Annotated in this window: 12 protein-coding genes; 5 read left to right on the top strand and 7 right to left on the bottom strand. The window is 66.3% G+C overall.

The window, feature by feature from the left end; translation table 11 throughout:
- Positions 1–58 precede the first annotated feature (58 nt).
- On the top strand, positions 59–1,927 hold the full coding sequence (gene ilvD / locus ABD687_RS09565; RefSeq protein WP_264270197.1) for a dihydroxy-acid dehydratase: 1,869 nt from the start codon (positions 59–61) through the stop codon (positions 1,925–1,927).
- Positions 1,928–1,981: 54 nt separating this feature from the next.
- Here the strand turns inward: ilvD and ABD687_RS09560 are convergent, their stop codons facing one another.
- The 3 genes from ABD687_RS09560 to ABD687_RS09550 all read right to left on the bottom strand — a co-directional run bounded on the left by ABD687_RS09560 (position 1,982) and on the right by ABD687_RS09550 (position 6,337).
- Positions 1,982–3,502 (bottom strand): S10 family peptidase, encoded by a 1,521-nt coding sequence (locus tag ABD687_RS09560; RefSeq protein ID WP_310291824.1) that lies wholly within the window; start codon positions 3,500–3,502, stop codon positions 1,982–1,984.
- A 192-nt stretch (positions 3,503–3,694) separates the two neighbouring features.
- Positions 3,695–5,212, bottom strand: coding sequence for a sodium/proline symporter PutP (putP, locus tag ABD687_RS09555; RefSeq protein ID WP_264270199.1), 1,518 nt, complete (start codon positions 5,210–5,212; stop codon positions 3,695–3,697).
- A 180-nt stretch (positions 5,213–5,392) separates the two neighbouring features.
- Positions 5,393–6,337: a LysR substrate-binding domain-containing protein gene (locus tag ABD687_RS09550; RefSeq protein ID WP_310291826.1), complete on the bottom strand. Its 945-nt coding sequence runs from the start codon at positions 6,335–6,337 to the stop codon at positions 5,393–5,395.
- A gap of 229 nt (positions 6,338–6,566) precedes the next feature.
- Here ABD687_RS09550 and ABD687_RS09545 point away from each other — a divergent pair, with 229 nt between their 5' ends.
- The 3 genes from ABD687_RS09545 to ABD687_RS09535 all read left to right on the top strand — a co-directional run bounded on the left by ABD687_RS09545 (position 6,567) and on the right by ABD687_RS09535 (position 11,203).
- On the top strand, positions 6,567–10,103 hold the full coding sequence (locus tag ABD687_RS09545; RefSeq protein ID WP_310291829.1) for a proline dehydrogenase family protein: 3,537 nt from the start codon (positions 6,567–6,569) through the stop codon (positions 10,101–10,103).
- Positions 10,104–10,259: 156 nt separating this feature from the next.
- On the top strand, positions 10,260–10,940 hold the full coding sequence (locus ABD687_RS09540) for a hypothetical protein (protein WP_264270202.1): 681 nt from the start codon (positions 10,260–10,262) through the stop codon (positions 10,938–10,940).
- On the top strand, positions 10,940–11,203 hold the full coding sequence (locus ABD687_RS09535) for a helix-turn-helix domain-containing protein (RefSeq protein WP_264270203.1): 264 nt from the start codon (positions 10,940–10,942) through the stop codon (positions 11,201–11,203). Before ABD687_RS09540 ends, ABD687_RS09535 begins: the two co-directional genes overlap by 1 nt.
- A gap of 58 nt (positions 11,204–11,261) precedes the next feature.
- Here the strand turns inward: ABD687_RS09535 and ABD687_RS09530 are convergent, their stop codons facing one another.
- The 4 genes from ABD687_RS09530 to ABD687_RS09515 all read right to left on the bottom strand — a co-directional run bounded on the left by ABD687_RS09530 (position 11,262) and on the right by ABD687_RS09515 (position 15,587).
- Entirely contained in the window at positions 11,262–12,500 is a 1,239-nt protein-coding gene (locus tag ABD687_RS09530) for an ABC transporter permease (protein WP_264270204.1), read from the bottom strand.
- Positions 12,497–13,378, bottom strand: coding sequence for an ABC transporter ATP-binding protein (locus tag ABD687_RS09525; protein WP_310291834.1), 882 nt, complete (start codon positions 13,376–13,378; stop codon positions 12,497–12,499). Before ABD687_RS09525 ends, ABD687_RS09530 begins: the two co-directional genes overlap by 4 nt.
- 137 nt (positions 13,379–13,515) lie before the next feature.
- Complete coding sequence (locus ABD687_RS09520; RefSeq protein ID WP_310291836.1) at positions 13,516–14,214, bottom strand: response regulator; 699 nt, start codon at positions 14,212–14,214, stop codon at positions 13,516–13,518.
- On the bottom strand, positions 14,211–15,587 hold the full coding sequence (locus tag ABD687_RS09515) for a histidine kinase (protein ID WP_310291838.1): 1,377 nt from the start codon (positions 15,585–15,587) through the stop codon (positions 14,211–14,213). Before ABD687_RS09515 ends, ABD687_RS09520 begins: the two co-directional genes overlap by 4 nt.
- Before the next feature lie 119 nt (positions 15,588–15,706).
- On the opposite strand from ABD687_RS09515, the gene ABD687_RS09510 reads away from it, so the two are divergent.
- Complete coding sequence (locus tag ABD687_RS09510) at positions 15,707–17,542, top strand: glycoside hydrolase family 15 protein (RefSeq protein WP_310291840.1); 1,836 nt, start codon at positions 15,707–15,709, stop codon at positions 17,540–17,542.
- Positions 17,543–17,557 lie beyond the last annotated feature (15 nt).

Raw genomic sequence — 17,557 nt, 5'->3', positions numbered from 1 at the left:
CCACTACTAGTATTAGCAGCGTCTTCCACCGCAACCGCGTTGCTGGTTGACTGGTCCAATGCCTGAATTACGTTCACGAACAGTCACCCACGGCCGCAACATGGTCGGCGCCCGCGCCCTGCTTCGCGCCGCCGGCGTCAAGGGCTCCGATTTCGGAAAGCCGATCATCGCCGTGGCGAACAGCTTTACCGAATTCGTCCCCGGCCACACCCACCTGCAGCCGGTGGGCCGCATCGTCTCCGATGCCATCATCGAGGCCGGCGGAATCCCGCGCGAGTTCAACACCATCGCGGTGGACGACGGGATCGCCATGGGCCACGGCGGCATGCTCTACTCGCTGCCCAGCCGCGACCTGATCGCCGACTCCGTCGAGTACATGGTCAACGCGCACTGCGCCGACGCGCTGATCTGCATCTCCAACTGCGACAAGATCACCCCCGGCATGATGATGGCCGCCATGCGGCTGAACATCCCCACCGTGTTTGTCAGCGGCGGGCCGATGGAGGGCGGCACCGCCGTGCTGGTGGACGGCACCGTGCGCAAGCGTCTGAACCTGATTTCCGCCATCGCCGACGCAGTCAACGACTCCGTCTCGGACGAGGACCTGCTGAGCATCGAGGAAGCCGCCTGCCCCACCTGCGGATCCTGCTCAGGAATGTTCACCGCCAACTCGATGAACTGCCTCACCGAGGCGCTCGGCCTGTCCCTGCCGGGCAACGGCACCACGCTGGCCACGCACACCGCCCGCAAGGAGTTGTACGAGGACGCCGGCCGCGCCATCGTGGACATCACGAAGTCCTACTACTTCGACGACGACGAGTCCGTGCTCCCGCGCGCCATCGCCGGCCGCCCCGCGTTCGAGAACGCCATGACCATGGACATCGCCATGGGAGGGTCATCCAACACGATCCTGCACCTGCTGGCCGCTGCGCAGGAGGCGGAGCTGGACTTCACCCTCGATGACATCGATGCGATCTCGCGCCGCACCCCCTGCCTGACCAAGGTCGCCCCCAACGGCGAGTACCTGGTCGAGGACGTCCACCGCGCCGGCGGCATCCCCGCCATCCTGGGCGAACTGGACCGCGGCGGAATGCTCAACCACAACGTCCGCTCCGTGCACGGGCCGGACCTGCGCTCCTGGCTGGACGATTGGGACATCCGCGGCGGCAAGGCCACCGAGACGGCCATCGAGCTCTTCCATGCCGCCCCCGGCTGCGTGCGCTCCGCCGAGGCGTTCTCCCAGTCCGAGCGCTGGGACACCCTGGACCTTGACGCCAAGAACGGCTGCATCCACTCGATGGAACACGCCCACTCAGTCGAGGGCGGCCTGGCCGTGCTGCGCGGAAACATCTCCCTGGACGGGGCCGTGGTGAAGACCGCCGGCGTTGACGAATCAATCTTCAAGTTCTCCGGGCCGGCAGTCGTCTTTGAATCCCAGGACGATGCCGTCACCGCGATCCTGAGCAAGACGATCGTCGCCGGCGACGTCGTGGTGATTCGCTACGAGGGTCCGCGCGGCGGACCGGGCATGCAGGAAATGCTCTACCCCACCTCGTTCCTCAAGGGACTGGGCTTGGGCGCGAAGTGCGCGCTGATCACCGACGGGCGCTTCTCCGGGGGAACCTCAGGACTGTCGATCGGCCACATCTCGCCAGAGGCCGCTGCGGGCGGCGCGATCGCGCTGGTGGAGAACGGGGACACCATCTCCATCGACATCCCGGCCCGCTCCATCACGCTGGAAGTCAGCGAGGACGAGCTCGCCCGGCGCCGCGCGGTGCTGGAATCGACCATCGGCTACCAGCCGCGGGACCGCGACCGCGTGGTCTCCCCGGCGTTGCGCGCCTATGCCGCCTTCGCGCAGTCCGCGGACAAGGGCGCGGTGCGGCACGTGCCGCAAATCGTGCAGAAGCAGGCAGTCCTGTCCTAGGCACGCAAGCAGGTAAGCGAGGCCGGACCCCAAGCGGGGTCCGGCCTCGCTTGTCTACGCCTGGGTGACGAATTCGGCCAGGGCCGCGAGCTGGGCCGAACGCACGGCCGGATCCAGGTACATCATGTGCCCGGCGGCGTGATAGTGGTGCGTGAAGCGGGTCCGGACCGCGGCCGGGACCTCGAGGTGCGCCCACACGTACTCGGCGGCGAAGTGCGGGGTGGCCCCGTCGTGGTAGCCGTAATCGACGTGCACGCGCATATCCGGGATGTCGATGAGCAGGCGTTCCAGGTCCCGGGTGACGTCGACGGGCCGGCCCTCGAACCCGCCGTAGCTCCAGGGGTGCACCCGTCCGGTGAGCACCTCGTAGGGCAGGTCTGATTGGTAGCCCAGTTCCGCGCGCACGTAGTGGTTGATGGCCGCGGCATAGGCGGGGGTGATGGCGCGCAGCGACGGGTCGTCCCAGGTGTGCGATTCCTGCAGGCGCGGGGGGACGCCGGTGAAACGGCCGTCGATGCGCCCGACCATCAGCCCGTTCTCGCGCAGCAGCTCGGTGGCGAACTCCATGTACTCCCAGCGCAGGTTGGTGCGGCGGATGAAGGCCTCGGAGAGCGTGGTGAGTTCGGCCAGGTGCTTGACCACGGAGTCGTACTTGCGCTTGGAGAGCCGGTTGCCCAGATGCAGCGCCACCACGTAGTCGCCCGAGGCGTAGTCCTCGGCGTCCCGCACCACCTCCTGCAGCGGGCGGTTGCCGTGCCGGCCGTGGTAGTGCGCGATGGCCGCGTAGGTGGGCAGATGCAGGGCGTAGGGGGTGTCGTTGCCCGGGGCGAAGTCCAGCGTGGAGAGGTTCAGCACCGTGGAGATCAATCCCAGTCCGTTCACCGCCAGGCCGTGGGCCTCCTGCAGGCGCCTGGCCACCGCCACGGCGCGCATCGTGCCGTAGGACTCGCCGATCAGGTACTTGGGGGAGAGCCAGCGCTGGTTGCGGGTGATCCAGAGCCGGATGACCTCGGCGACCAGGTCGCGGTCGGACTCGAAGGCGTGGAACTCGTCAATCGTGCCGCCGGAGACCACGCGCGAGAAACCGGTGTTCACCGGATCGATCATCACCACGTCCGCGTGCTCGAGCAAGGACTCCGGGTTGTCGATGACGCCGTAGGGCGCGGCGGCCATGCTGCCCACGTCTCCGGAATCGACGATGCGCGGACCCAGCAGGCCCATGTGCAGCCACAGGCTGGCCGAACCGGGGCCGCCGTTGAAGGCGAACACCACCGGCCGGCGGTTGGCCGCGGGCGGGCCTGCCGGCTTCTTGGCGCGGGACTTGGCCGCCTGCCCGGCAACGGGTGCCTCCTCGGTGTCCGCGGTGTAGGACACCAGGAAGATCTCCGCCTTGGCGTTGAATCCGTCGGTCTTCCCCTCGGCGTCCTCCTCCTTGCGCAGCACCATGCGCCCGGTGGTGCTGGTGTAGCGCAGGCCGGAGGCCGTGCGATGGCTCCGGGTGACAAAGTCGTCCACGACATCGGGCTTGGGCGTGGTTTCGGGCGCGGTCGGGGAGGTTGCGGAAACATCAGGCATGCCAAGATCCTACCTGCGACGGTCCCTCGATTTGCGGTGGCCGCCATAAGAAGGAGCGGTCGATGCATTGCCGCCGGCAGGCGAGCGTGTTCGCCGGTGTCCTGGGCGGTGCGGATCTTACCAAGTCAAAAGAAAGTCCCCTCTTCACCGAAACCGGTGAAGAGGGGACTTTGTTGCGGCTTGAGGCGAATGTCAGGAAACCACGTAGGGAGCGTTCTCCTCGACTTCATTTTCCATTGCGGTGAACTCTTCCTCGATGGTCGCATTGTGCTTGTACGTGGCACGCGAGACCAGCACGGCGACGACGAGGTTCAGCACGAAGCCTGGAACGATTTCGTACATCGCAGAGGAGAGCACATCGATGTTGCCCCAGACGAAGACCGTGACGGCACCGGTGAGCATGCCTGCAAGCGCACCGGTGGAGGTGAGCTTGCGCCAGTAGAGGCTCAGCAGCACGATCGGTCCGAACGCGGCTCCGAATCCTGCCCAGGCGAAGGACACCAGATCCAGGATGCTGGAGTCCCGGTTCAGGGCCAGCGCCGCGGCGACGATTGCCACGACGAGCACGCCGGAGCGGCCGAGCATGACCTCGCGCTGGGGGCTGAGCTTCTTGCCGGCAATGTTGTACAGGTCCTCGACCAAGGCCGAGGAGCACACGATCAGCTGCGAGGACATGGTCGACATGATGGCGGCCAGCACCGCCGCGAGCACCAGGCCGGCAACGAAGGGGTGGAAGAAGATCTGGCTCAGCAGCAGGAAGACGGTCTCCGGGTCGGTGATTTCCTTCTCCGGGCTGTCGGCGAAGTAGGCGATGCCGACCAATGCGGTGACGATGGCGCCGACGGCGGTGAGCACCATCCAAGAGATGCCGATGCGGCGGGCGGTCTTGGCCTCGGACGGGGAGCGCAGGGCCATGAAGCGCACGATGATGTGAGGCTGGCCGAAGTAGCCCAGGCCCCAGGCCGCGGTGGAGAAGATGGCCACTGCCGCCAGGAACCCGTTGGTGGTGTTGAAGCTGGAGAACAGGTTCAGTGCCTCGGGGTTCACGTCCTTGATCTTGGAGCCGAGGTCCCCGATGTTGCCCATCTGGAAGATGGCGACAATCGGGACGGCAATCAGTGCGGCGAACATGAGCAGGCCCTGGGCCACGTCGGTGAGGGTGGCACCGAGGAATCCGCCGAAGAGCGTGTAGAGCAGCGTGACGCCGGCAACCACAAAGAGGCCGGTGAAGTAGTTCCAGCCGAAGGAAGACTCGAAGAACTTGCCCGCTGCCACCATGCCGGAGGAAACGTAAAAGGTGAAGAAGGCCAGGATGATCACCGATGCGGCGATGCGCAGGAAGTGGCTGTTGTCCTTCAGCCGCTTCTCAAAGAAGCTCGGGATGGTGATCGCGTTCTGCGCCACGGCGGTGTAGGAACGCAGCCGCGGGGCGACGAACTTCCAGTTCAACCAGGCGCCGATGGTCAGGCCGATGGCGATCCAGGCCTCGATGAGCCCGTTGAGGTAGATCGCGCCGGGCAGGCCCATCAGGAGCCATCCGGACATGTCCGAGGCACCTGCGGACAATGCCGCGACTCCCGGCTTGAGCCCGCGGCCGGCGAGCATGTAATCGTCGATGTCGTTGGTGCGCTTGAACGCAAAGTAGCCGATGGCCAGCATTGCTGCGAGATACACCGCAATGGCTATCAGCTGGAATGTTGAGTCGGACATGTTGTGGACCTCATGAAGGTTGGGCGAGCCGGGGAAAGGTGATCCTCGGCGTGTTTTGCTGCCGGGGGCATGGTTGCACTGCCCCGTGGCACGTGCCGTTCGTTCGCAACCGACCTCGAGTATGACAGGAAAATTCGATGCCGTGTGGCCGCTCTCACCCCGGCGTTACCTGTTTGTGACCTAACTTACAGCCCCCGGGTCGACGCCCGTGGGCGCCGGAAGAGTGGCCGCCTGGGCATGCAGGGCGTTGCGGACCGCGACCAGCCCCGGGTGTTGGGTGGAGGAGTGGCGCACCGAGGTGAAGATGGTGCGTTGCGGCGCCCCGGGCAGATCGACGATGCGCAGTTCGCGCTTGCGGGCGGCCCAGACCAGGTCCGGCAGAAGGGCCACGGCGTTGCCGGATTCGACCAGCCTGACGTGGGCCTGCAGGTCTGCGGTCTCGTAGCGCACGTCGGGTTCGAACCCGGCCATGCGGCAGGCCTGTTCGGCCCAGTGCCGCGAGGCCGCGCCACGCGGTTCCATGACCCAGGGCAGGCCGGCGGCGGCCTCGATGGCAGTGACATGGTGGAACTCGGCAGGCATCGCCTCGTCCCGCGCCGGCAGGGCCAGGCGGATGGCATCGTGGGCCAGGATCTTGCGGTCCAGGGTGGCATAGTGCGGCGCCGCATGGCCGGGGTACTGCTCCGCGACGACCAGGTCGAAATCCCGCGCCCACGTCTCATGAAGCGCCGTTTCCGGTTCGTGCTGCACCATTTCCACGCGCAGGTGGGGGAAGTCCTGGCGCAGCTCGCGCAGCACCGAGGGGATCAGCGAAAGTACCGCGGTTTGGAAGACCGCCAGGCGCACCGTGCCGGCCACGGCCTGCTGGGTGGAGGCGAGGTCTGCCTCGGCCCGTTCCATGGAATCAAGCAATTCGTCGGTGTGTGCCACCAGCACCTCGGCCTGCGGGGTCAGTTGCAGGCGCCGCCCGACCTTGCGTAGCAGTTTCACGCCGGTCTCCTTTTCGAGCAGTGAAAGCTGCTGGGAGATCGAGGAGGGGCTGTAGCTCAGCGCGTCGGAGACCTCGGCGATGGTGCCGCGGATGCTCAGTTCGCGCAGCAGTCGCAGGCGTCGGATTTCCAGCATGGTCGGCTCCCGGGTGGGCCGGGTGATCCCTGTGGATCACGGTGGTTGATGACACCCCAGAATACATTGGGAAAACCGAAGGAAAACATTCGGCTTTGTTCACTTTTGCTGAAGGGATGAAAAGGGTCATACTGTCTGGTGAACCCCGCCTATCAATGCGACACCATTCGTGTGCAAGATGGGTAGTGGTAGCTCCCCAGCCACCCCTTTCTTCCTAGGAGAAGCAGCCGTGTCCCAATCGACTTCGCACGTGCGTGTAGTCCCACCGGCCCTCGCCGCCGATGGCACCCCCCTGGTCCGCCCCCAAGACCTGGCCGACGAGACCATCAAGCTGGTGCGCCACTGGCTCACGGAGGGCTCGAAAGTCCCGGTGGATGCCTCAGCGGCACAGCTTGCCGGCGTATTGAAGGACCCCAACGGCCTGGACTTCACTGTCGGCTTCGTCGACGGCGTGATCCGCCCCGAGGACCTGAAGGTCGCGGCCCGCAACCTCAAGTCCCTGGCCCCGAAGGTTCCCTCCTTCCTGCCCTGGTATATGAAGTCTGCGGTCGCCCTCGGCGGCACCATGGCCCCGATCATGCCGGGCATCGTCGTCCCGATCGCCCGCAAGGTGCTGCGCGAGATGGTCGGCCACCTGATCATCGACGCCACCGACGCCAAGCTCGGCGCCTCGATCTCCAAGATCAAGAAGGAAGGCATCGACCTCAATGTCAACCTCCTGGGCGAGGCCATCCTCGGCGAGGGCGAAGCCGCCCGCCGCCTCGAAGGCACCCACAAGCTGCTGGCCCGCGACGATGTCGACTACGTGTCCATCAAGGTTTCCTCCACCGTGGCCCCGCACAACCACTGGGCCTTCGATGAGGCCGTCGAGCACATCATCGAGAAGCTCATCCCGCTCTACCGCCTGGCCGTCACCTCCGCGCCCAAGAAGAAGTTCATCAACCTGGACATGGAGGAGTACAAGGACCTGGACCTGACCATTGCGGTCTTCACCAAGATCCTTGACCGCGAAGAATTCCGCGACCTCGAGGCCGGCATCGTGCTGCAGGCCTACCTGCCCGATGCCCTCTCGGCCATGATCCACCTGCAGGAATGGTCCGCGAAACGCGTGGGTCTGGGCGGAGCCCCGATCAAGGTCCGCGTCGTGAAGGGCGCCAACCTGCCGATGGAGCAGGTGGAAGCCAACCTGCACGGCTGGCCGGTCGCCACCTGGAACACCAAGCAGGACTCGGACACCTCCTACAAGTCGGTGCTGGACTACGCGCTGCGCCCCGGGCACGTGGAAAACGTGCGCATCGGCATCGCCGGCCACAACCTCTTCGACGTCGCCCTGGCCTGGCTGCTGGCCCAGGGCCGTTCCGTCACCGCCGGCATCGAATTCGAGATGCTGCTGGGCATGGCCACCGGCCAGGCCGAGGCCGTGCGCAAGGACGTCGGACGCCTGCTGCTCTACACGCCGGTCGTGCACCCGGGCGAGTTCGACGTTGCCATCGCCTACCTGATCCGCCGCCTCGAAGAGGGCGCCAGCCAGGAGAACTTCATGTCCGCGGTCTTCGAGCTGGACAAGAACGAGGCATTGTTCGAGCGCGAGAAGAACCGCTTCCTGGCCTCCCTGGCCGACCTGGATGACAGCATCCCGGCCCCGCACCGCATCCAGGACCGCAACGTGGTCGACGCCGCCGCCGTGGAGGCCAAGCTTGCCGGGCTGGCCGACGGCACCCTCGACTTCGAGAACACCCCCGACACCGACCCGGACCTGCCGGGCAACCGTGCCTGGGGCCGGGAGATCGTCAACAAGATGGTCGGCTCGACCCTCGGTGTTGATTCGGTGGCCAAGGCCATGATCCACACCGAGGACGAGCTGAACACTGTCGTCGAGACCGCAGTTTCGGCTTCCGAATCCTGGCAGGCCATGGGCGCCAAGGCCCGCGCCGCCATCCTGCACCGCGCCGGTGCCGCCCTCGAGGCCCGCCGCGCCGACCTGCTCGAGGTCATGGGCTCCGAATGCGGCAAGACCCTTGACCAGGGCGACCCCGAGGTCTCAGAGGCCATCGACTTCGCCCACTACTACGCCCAGCGCGGCCTGGAACTGTACACGATCGACGGCGCCACCTTCGTGCCCTCGAAGCTGACCGTCGTCACCCCGCCGTGGAACTTCCCGGTCGCCATCCCCGCTGGCTCGACCCTGTCGGCGCTGGCCGCCGGCTCCTCGGTCATCATCAAGCCCGCCGGCCAGGCGGCACGCTCCGGCGCGGTCATGGTCGAGGCCCTGTGGGAAGCCGGCGTGCCGCGCGATGTCCTGCAGCTGGTCCAGCTTTCCGAGCGCGACCTGGGCACCGAGCTCGTCTCGCACCCGGCCGTCGACCGCCTGATCCTCACCGGCGGCTACGAGACCGCCCAGCTCTTCCGTTCCTTCCGCAAGGACCTGCCGCTGCTGGCCGAGACCAGCGGCAAGAACGCGGTGATCGTCACCCCGAACGCCGACCTGGACCTGGCGGCCAAGGACGTCGCCGCCTCGGCCTTCGGCCACGCCGGCCAGAAGTGCTCGGCCGCCTCACTGGTGATCCTGGTGGGTTCGGCAGCGGACTCCAAGCGCTTCCACAACCAGCTGATCGATGACATCCGCTCACTGAAGGTCGGCTACCCGCAGGACCCGCAGACCCAGATGGGCCCGGTCATCGAACCGGCACAGGGCAAGCTGCTGCGCGGCCTGACCACCCTGGGCGAGGGCGAGAAGTGGGTGCTCGAGCCCCAGAAGCTTGACGAGTCGGGCAAGCTGTGGAGCCCGGGTGTGCGCTCCGGCGTCAAGCGCGGTTCCGAGTACCACCTGACCGAGTACTTCGGCCCGATCCTCGGCGTGATGACCGCAGAGACCCTCGAAGAGGCCGTCTCCATCGTCAACGACATCGACTACGGGCTGACCAGCGGCCTGCACTCGCTGGATTCGGGCGAGATGGCCTACTGGCTGGAGAACATCCAGGCCGGCAACCTCTACATCAACCGCGGCATCACCGGTGCCATCGTGCAGCGACAGCCCTTCGGCGGCTGGAAGAAGTCGGCCATCGGTGCCGGCACCAAGGCGGGCGGACCGAACTACCTGGTGGGCATGGGCTCCTGGGAAGACGCCCCGGTGGCACAGGCCGGCCAGCTTTCGGCCACCTCGACCGCACTGCTGAACGCCGCGCGCGGAACCGACATCGCCGAGGCAGATCTTTCCTGGCTCGAGGGTGCCTTGGCGTCGGACAACGCCGTCTGGACCACTGAGTTCAACACCGCCAAGGACGTCTCCGGCCTGCACGCGGAGCGCAACGTGTTCCGCTACCGCGCCCTGCCGGTGACGATTCGCTTCGAGAACGAGACCTCGGGCCACGGCATCGCGGAACTGCTGCGCGTCGTTGCCGCGGGCATCGCCGCCGGATCCCGCGTCACGGTTTCCTCCGCGGTCGAGATTCCCTCGGCAATCCGCACGGTGCTCGCCGAATCCTCTGCCACCGTCGTGGTTGAGGATGCCCAGGCCTTCGGCGCCCGCGCCGCCCGCCTGGCCGCCAAAACCGGCCCGGATTCCGCGGCCCGCATCCGCCTGATCGGCGGCTCGGTCCTGGACGTGGCCGAGGCCACCGGAGGCAAGCCCGATGTCGCCATCTACGGCAACAACGTGGTTTCCGCAGGGCGGGTGGAAATGCTGACCTTCCTGCACGAGCAGGCGGTCTCCATCACCGCGCACCGCTTCGGCACCCCGAACCACTTGAGCGACGCGGTTATCTAGTAACCTAAAGCTCCAACGCAGCAGGCCCGTGGCAGTCCCCTCAAGGGGGAAGTCGCGGGCCTCCTGCGTGCTGCCGGACAATGCTTGACGGCGGTCGTCCCCGGCCGATACATTAACGATTATCGTTGTTATCGCAAATCGTTAAGGATGGGAATTGTGAGCAGAGACCTGGATCCTCCGTTACAAAGACTTGGCCACATCGGAGGACGGACATTCCTGCTGACCGTTTCGGGCGTTGCGACTGTCGCCGGGTTGCTGGCCGTTTTTTACTTGGCCTGGTTCACTGAGGAAACCTTCACGCGGTCATTCTTTTTCGAAGCGTCACTGGTGACGCCACCGAGCGACGTTCCGGACCTACGCGGCGTCTCCGGGGCATCCTTGGCCACGTATGGCACTGCAATCGTTGAGAGCGACGAAGGACTCTTGGCGCCCCGGCTAGCGCTGGCTGCTGCCCAGGCCTTGTACTTCCTCCTGTTCATTGCCGGCTGCGCGGCCGTCATCCTGATCTGTCGCCGCCTGTGGAAGAACGAACCGTTCACGACGATGGCCCATTGGATGCTGCTTGCTTTGGGGACACTGGCCGGCGTCACTGCATTGATTGCCCCCTGGCTCGAAACGCTCTCGACGCACCTGGCTGTCACCGAGCTTGGATTCCCCGGTTCCGGATCGGATACCCCGGGCGCCTCCGGCGACGGCTATTGGCTGGCGACCTCGGCCGAGTTCAGTTTCCAGGATGCGAACCACTCTTTGCTGGCGCTCGGCGTCGTCTTGATCCTGCTGTCGCTGGTCTTGCGGCGCGGGCGCAGCATGCAACTAGACGCCGCCGGGTTGGTTTAATGGGCCGCAGGAACGACGAAATTGATTTGACGAGCGGAGTCCACTGCCGGCTTGACGAGCTGTTGCGTGACCGCTCCATGACGTTGACCCGTCTGGGCGAGCTGGCCGGAGTAAGCATCGTGAATCTTTCGGTGCTGAAGAATGACCGGGCCAAGGCCATCAGATTCAGCACACTCGTTGCCATCTGCCGGGCACTGGAATGCGAGATTGGCGAGCTGCTGGTACTGGAGAACCAGGTTTTGAAACGAGTCGCCAACGATTGAGGCGTGCGACCCCATCGTGGGATCGCACGCCTCGGGTGTCTCCAGTACAGCCTTCGCTCTAGTCCTCCAGCTTCAGCGCCTTGCGCCAGGACAGCGCCGAACCGGTCTGCATGATGGCCCGGCGGTAGATGCGTTCACCGAGCAGCACCATGGCCCAGGCCGCCGCAATGGCGATAGCCAGCGCGGCAACCGGCTCCCACAGCGGCACATCGCTGCTCAGCAGGCGGATGGGCATGGCCACCGACGAAACCACGGGAATGTATGAGGCGACGACCAGCAGGGAGCCCTTGGCGTACATGCCGGTGAAGAGCACTGCCACCAGCACCATGATGACTGGGCCGGTGGACTGCTGCAGGTCCTCGGTCCGCGATGCCATCGCGCCCAGCGCCGCCCAGACGGCGGCGAGGATCAGGAAGCCGGCCAAGAAGAAGGCCAGGAACCATCCCGAGGTGGCAATGACGACGGAGATGAAAGGGATTTCCGTGGGCATCATGGTCAGTGCCAGCAGGCCGATGCCCACGAACAGGCATAACTGACCCATGGCCAGGATGAGGTTGCCCAGGATCTTGCCTGCGAGCAGTTGGCGGATGGGGATTGCCGTGGCGAGGATTTCAACGACGCGGTTCTGCTTCTCCTCGACCACCGAGTTGGCGATCGGCAATCCGAAGATCATGGCGGACATGTAGAAGAGGAACGAGAAGATGAAGCCCATGACCATGGCCATCGAATTGCGTTCCTGGTCGCCCTCAAGCAGTACTTGGGTCACGGCGGACCCAGCCGTCAACTCATCGAGGGTGACTCCCAGCTGGCCCGCATTGAAGTCCAGTGCCTGGGCTTCGGCAGCGTCGGCGAGCAGTGACTTGATGTTGCCCGGCACGTCGATGAGCCCGGTGAGGCTGTAGCCGTCCGGGGTGGGCGCGAGCACCAGATCCGCGTTCTTGGCGCGCAACGTCTCGAGTGCCGCATCCCCGGAAGCCACCGGCTGGGCGGTCAACTCGATCTTCTGGTCCTTGGAGATGGCCAGCTCGTTGGCCGAGGCCACAAGAGCCGCGGTCCTGCCGTTTTCGGCGAAGGCAATCGTCGATGTGGTGCTCTTGTCTCCCATGATCCCGGCGAACACTACGGAACCTACGATGAGCGCGACGGTGATCAGCGTGGTGATGATGAACGACTTGTCGCGGACCTTCACCGTGACCTCGCGCAGGGTCACGATCAGCCACGGCGCGCCCCGCTGTTCGGCAACGGAGTCGGCGGCGGAGGCCTCGGAGGGCTTGGTGCGTAGGTCTGTGCTGCTCATCGGATGACCTCCCGGTAGATTTCTGCCAACGAGGGACGTTGCGGGGCGAACTCGGTGACCGCCCCGCGTGCTACGGCGGCGCGCAGGACGCGCTGGGCAGTGGCGTCGTCGGCGAACTCGACCAGGGCACGCGGGCCGGCCACATCCAGGACGCTCACTCCTGGCTGCTCGCGCAGCCACCCGGCATCGGGCGGTGTCACCACCACGTGTTTGGCGCTGGCGCGCGCCCGCAGGTCCGCAGCGGTTCCGGAGGCCACGATCTTGCCGCCGGCCAACACCACCAGGTTGTCGCAGAGCTGGTCGATCAAGTCCAGCTGGTGGCTGGAGAAGAGGATCGGCACCCCGGTGGCCGCGCGCTCGGCCAGCAGCGAGGTCATGGAATCCACGGCCAGCGGGTCCAGCCCGGAGAACGGCTCGTCCAGGATCAGTGCGGTGGGGTGGTGCATCAACGATGCGGCGACCTGGACGCGTTGCTGGTTCCCCAGCGAGAGGGATTCGAGCTTGTCCTTGGTCCGGTCGGCAATGCCGAAGCGGTCCAGCAGGTCCAAGGCCTCGCTGCGGGCATCGGCGCGACTCATGCCGTGCAGCTGTCCCAGGTATTGGAGCTGGTCCAGCACCTGCTGCTTGGGATAGAGGCCGCGTTCCTCGGGCATGTAGCCAAAGCGCGCCCGGTCGGCATCGGCGATCTGCGTGCCGTTGAAGTACACCGACCCGGAGTGGGACTTCAGCACGCCCATGATGATGCGCATGGTGGTGGTCTTCCCGGCGCCGTTGGCCCCGACGAATCCCGTCATGCCGTTGGCCGGGACGGAGAACGAGACGTCCTCCAGCACCGTCCGGTCCCCGAAACGCCGGGTGAGACCTTCTACCTCTAACATGGTTCTTCATTCCTTCGGTATGCATGGTGCCGGCCCGCGGCGGGCCCGATCCTGTCCTCCAATCTATGCCGCGGCATGGTCGTCAAGGATCCTTCAAAGGAATGAAATTCGGTTCCGGACGTGGGGCAGAACCGGGTTCAGGGCTCCGTCGAAGGGATGAGCCCGGCACGGTAGGCGAAGACCACGGCCTGCACCCGGTCCCGCAGTCCCGCCTTGGCCAGGATGTTGGACAGGTGGGTCTTGACCGTGGCCTCGGAGACGTAGAGTGAGGTTGCGATTTCCGCATTGGACAGGCCGCCGGCCAACTTGACGAGCACTTCGCGTTCCCGCGCTGTCAGCTCGTCCAGGATCCGCTGGTCGTGGGGCTCCGCCGCTCCCGCAGGGACCGGGGTTCGCTTCGACTGAGGTTGTGCCGTCGCGGTGCCCCGCCGGATGATGCGCATCGTGACCTCGGGGGAGAGCAACGCTTTCCCAGCGGCCGCCGCGTGCACGGCACTGATGATGACTTCGGGTTCGGTGTTTTTCAGCAGGAATCCGCTGGCACCGGCGTCGATCGCGGCAAAAAGGTAGTCGTCGCGGTCGAAGGTGGTCAGGACGACGACCTTGGCGTTGGTGCCTGCAGTGATCTGCGCGGTGGCACCGACGCCGTCGAGCTCCGGCATCTGGATGTCCATGAGCACCACGTCGGGCTGCAGCTCCAGCGCCGCGGCCACCGCTGCCCGTCCATCGGCCGCGGTGCCGACCACCTCAAGGTCCGCATCGGTGCCGAGGATCAATTCCAGGGAGGAACGGATCAGCGGCTGGTCGTCGCACACCAGGATGCGGATCCTGCTCATGGGGTTGCTCCTTCGGTGGCCTCGGCCACGGTATTGGTGTTCAGGGACCGAAGCCGTGCGCGGGTCCGCCAGCCGGTGGGGGAACGCGGGCCGATGTCCACCTGCCCATGGTGCAATTCGGCGCGTTCCCTGATGCCGCGCAGGCCAAAGCCGCTGCCGGCCGTCCCGGGCCGCGGGCTGCCGTCGTCGGTGACCTCGACCTCCGCCCATTCGCCGTTCGCGTCGCTGCCGCTGCGCAGGGACAGGACAGCGGTGCGGGCCGTGGAATGCTCGCGCACATTGGCCAGTGATTCGGCGGCGATCCGGTAGAGCGCCAGTCCGAGCCCGGCGCCGGCCTGCTCGAAAAACCCCTCGCGGTGCTCGACCTGGATCAGCTCGACCTTCACCCCGGCGCGGGCCGACTGCTCGGCCAGGACGGGAAGCTCCGCGAGCGAGGGCTCGGGGGAGCGCTGGGCGGAATCCCCGGGATCCGTTTCCCCGTGCCGCAGGACCCGCAGCAGCGAGCGGGTTTCGCCCACCGCCTGTCGGGCAGAATCCTCGATGCCGTGCATCAGCTCCGCGGCACGCCCCGGATCCCGGGGCTGGACCATGCGGGCGGCCGCCGCCTGCACGCCGACCGCCGAGATGTGGTGGGCAACCACGTCATGCAGTTCGCGCGCAATGCGCAGGCGCTCGTCGATGACGGCGCGGCGCGCCAGCTCCACTGCCTGCTCCTCGAGCTTCGCGGCCTGCTCCACGACGATCTCGTGCTGCCAGGCGCTGCGCCAAGACATGAGTCCCAGGAACGTGGCCCCGCCGAAGTAGAACAGGTTGACCAGGAACGAGTAACCGGCATAGGCAATCACCGGGTCAATGAAGCCCGAGGTTTCGATGGCCATGGGCAGGTCCAGCTCCTCGCCGAACACCAGCTTGGCGTTGGTGATCCCAACGACCAGCCAGAGAAACATGGCCAGGATGACCCCGGTCAGCGCGAGGCGCAGGGCGCGCCTGTCCCGCGCCCAGGTGACGGCCGAATAGAGTCCGACGAAGTAGGTGATCTGCGGTGCGAGCTGCATCATGACGGCCGGCATCCAGATCCCGAACCCCAGGAACATTGCCGAAAGCACCAGCATGGAACCAATCGGGAAGCGCCGGCGAAGCGCCAAGGGTGCCGTCAGCGCGCACATGGCCAGATAGCTGGGAATCCGGTCCGGGGCATCCTCGGCCGGGGCAAAGCTGAGCATCATTTCCATGCCGAGCAGCGCGGCGGCCATGACCAGAAGCGTGACCCAGACATCGCGCCGGAGCAGTTCACGGGACGGCAGGGGGCGTTCGAATTCCTCGGGCGGAAAGTCGCCGGGCAGGAAGCGTTGGCGCAAGGCCAGGAATTTCATGGTTCGTCCTCGGGGCACATAGCCGGTCATCATCCCACCCATGAACCTATCGCATGGCGCTTCAGGCGCGGGCTCCCGATGCGGCGTGGCAGCCAAAATCCCTTGTCTGGAGCAGACAAATGCGATTGGGTGGGGCCATGGCCACATTGATCGAAGACTACGCCCTGCTCTCGGACCAGCGCACCGCGGCGTTGGTCTCACTCCGCGGTTCGGTGGACTGGTTGTGTTTTCCCCGATTCGACTCGGGATCGGTCTTCGCCGCCTTGCTGGGCACCAAGGAGAACGGCCGCTGGCTGCTGGCCCCGACCGAGGGCGAGGTTCTCAGCCGCAACTACCTTGACTCCTCCTTTGTCCTGCGGACCCTGTGGGGCAGCAAGACCGGGCAGGTCCTGGTCACCGACTTCATGCCCATGGGCGATGGCGGTTCCAGCATCATGCGCCGCGTGGAGGGGCTTTCGGGGTCCATGAAGTTTGAACACGAGCTGGTCATCAGGTACGACTACGGCCAGGTCCTGCCGTGGGTCCGGCGCAACTTCGACCCGGAGCGCGGCACGGAGTCGCTGGTCGCCGTCGCAGGCCCGCACGCCGCGGTGCTTTACGGCACCCGGCTCCCCAAGCCCAAGCACCATACCCACCGCGACGAATTCGAGGTCCGCGCGGGAGAATCCTACGATTTCGAATTCGCCTGCTACGCGGGCCACGTGGAGATTCCCGCGCCGAACGACATCGGCATGGCCATGACACAGACGGCGCGCCAGTGGCGCGACTGGGCGGCGGACATCCCGCCGCACGGAGACCACGAGGCGCTGGTGCGCCGCTCGCTGCTGGTGCTCAAGGGGCTGACCCACCGCGACACCGGCGGCATCGTCGCGGCCCCGACGACCTCGCTGCCCGAGTTCTTCGGAGGCGAACGGAACTGGGACTACCGCTTCTGCTGGCTGCGCGATGCCGCACTGACCCTTCAGGTGATGATGACCCACGGGTACGAGCAGGAGGCCCTGCAATGGCGCGACTGGCTGCTGCGGGCCATCGCCGGTGACCACCACACCGTGCAGGTGATGTACGGGGTCGGCGGCGAGCGCGAACTGCCCGAGCGCATCCTGCAGCACCTGCCCGGCTACGGCGGGGCAAAGCCGGTGCGCACCGGCAACGCGGCGGTGTACCAATACCAGGGCGACGTGGTCGGCGAGGTCATGGTGGCCCTGGATGAATTGCGCACCATGGGCGGGCGCGAGGACCACTTCTCCTGGCCGCTGCAAAAGGCGATGATCGCGGAGGTGATCGCCAACCTCGGGCGCAAGGACCACGGCCTGTGGGAAATGCGCGGGGAGCCCCAGTACTTCACGCACTCGCGCGTCATGATGTGGGCTGCGCTGGAAGCCGGGGTCCGGGCGGTGAGGCACCACGGCCAGACCGGTGACATGAAGAAGTGGGAGGCCGCGCGCGATGCGCTGCGGGCCGAGATATTGGAGAAGGGATACAACGAGGAACTGAATTCGTTCACGCAGACCTACGACACCACCGAGGTCGATGCCTCCTTGCTGGTCCTCGCGCAGGTCGGGTTCGTCGACTACGGTGACCCCCGGATGCTCGGCACCGTGGCCCGGATCGAAAGCGAACTGCTGGGCCGGCACGGCTTCGTCCGGCGCTACCGGACCGAGGCCGGAACCGACGGCCTGCCGCCGGGGGAATACACCTTCATGGTCTGTACCTGCTGGCTCATCGAGCAATACGCCCATTCCGGGCGCCTCGACGACGCCCGGCGGCTTCTGGCGAAGCTCGCCGGGATCGTCAACGAGGTGGGTCTGGTGGCCGAGGAATTCGATCCGGACACCGGCCATATGGCCGGAAACTTCCCCCAGGCGCTCTCGCACCTGGGCCTTATCCGTGCGGCCGATGCCATCGAGGAGGCCGCCGGGGCCCGACCGGCCAGGCCGCGCCGCGGCCCGAAGTAGGATCGCGGCGCGGCC

The sequence above is a fragment of the Paeniglutamicibacter sulfureus genome, from assembly GCF_039535115.1.
Classification (GTDB): Bacteria; Actinomycetota; Actinomycetes; order Actinomycetales; family Micrococcaceae; genus Paeniglutamicibacter; species Paeniglutamicibacter sulfureus.
This window is presented reverse-complemented; position numbering and strand designations above follow the sequence as displayed.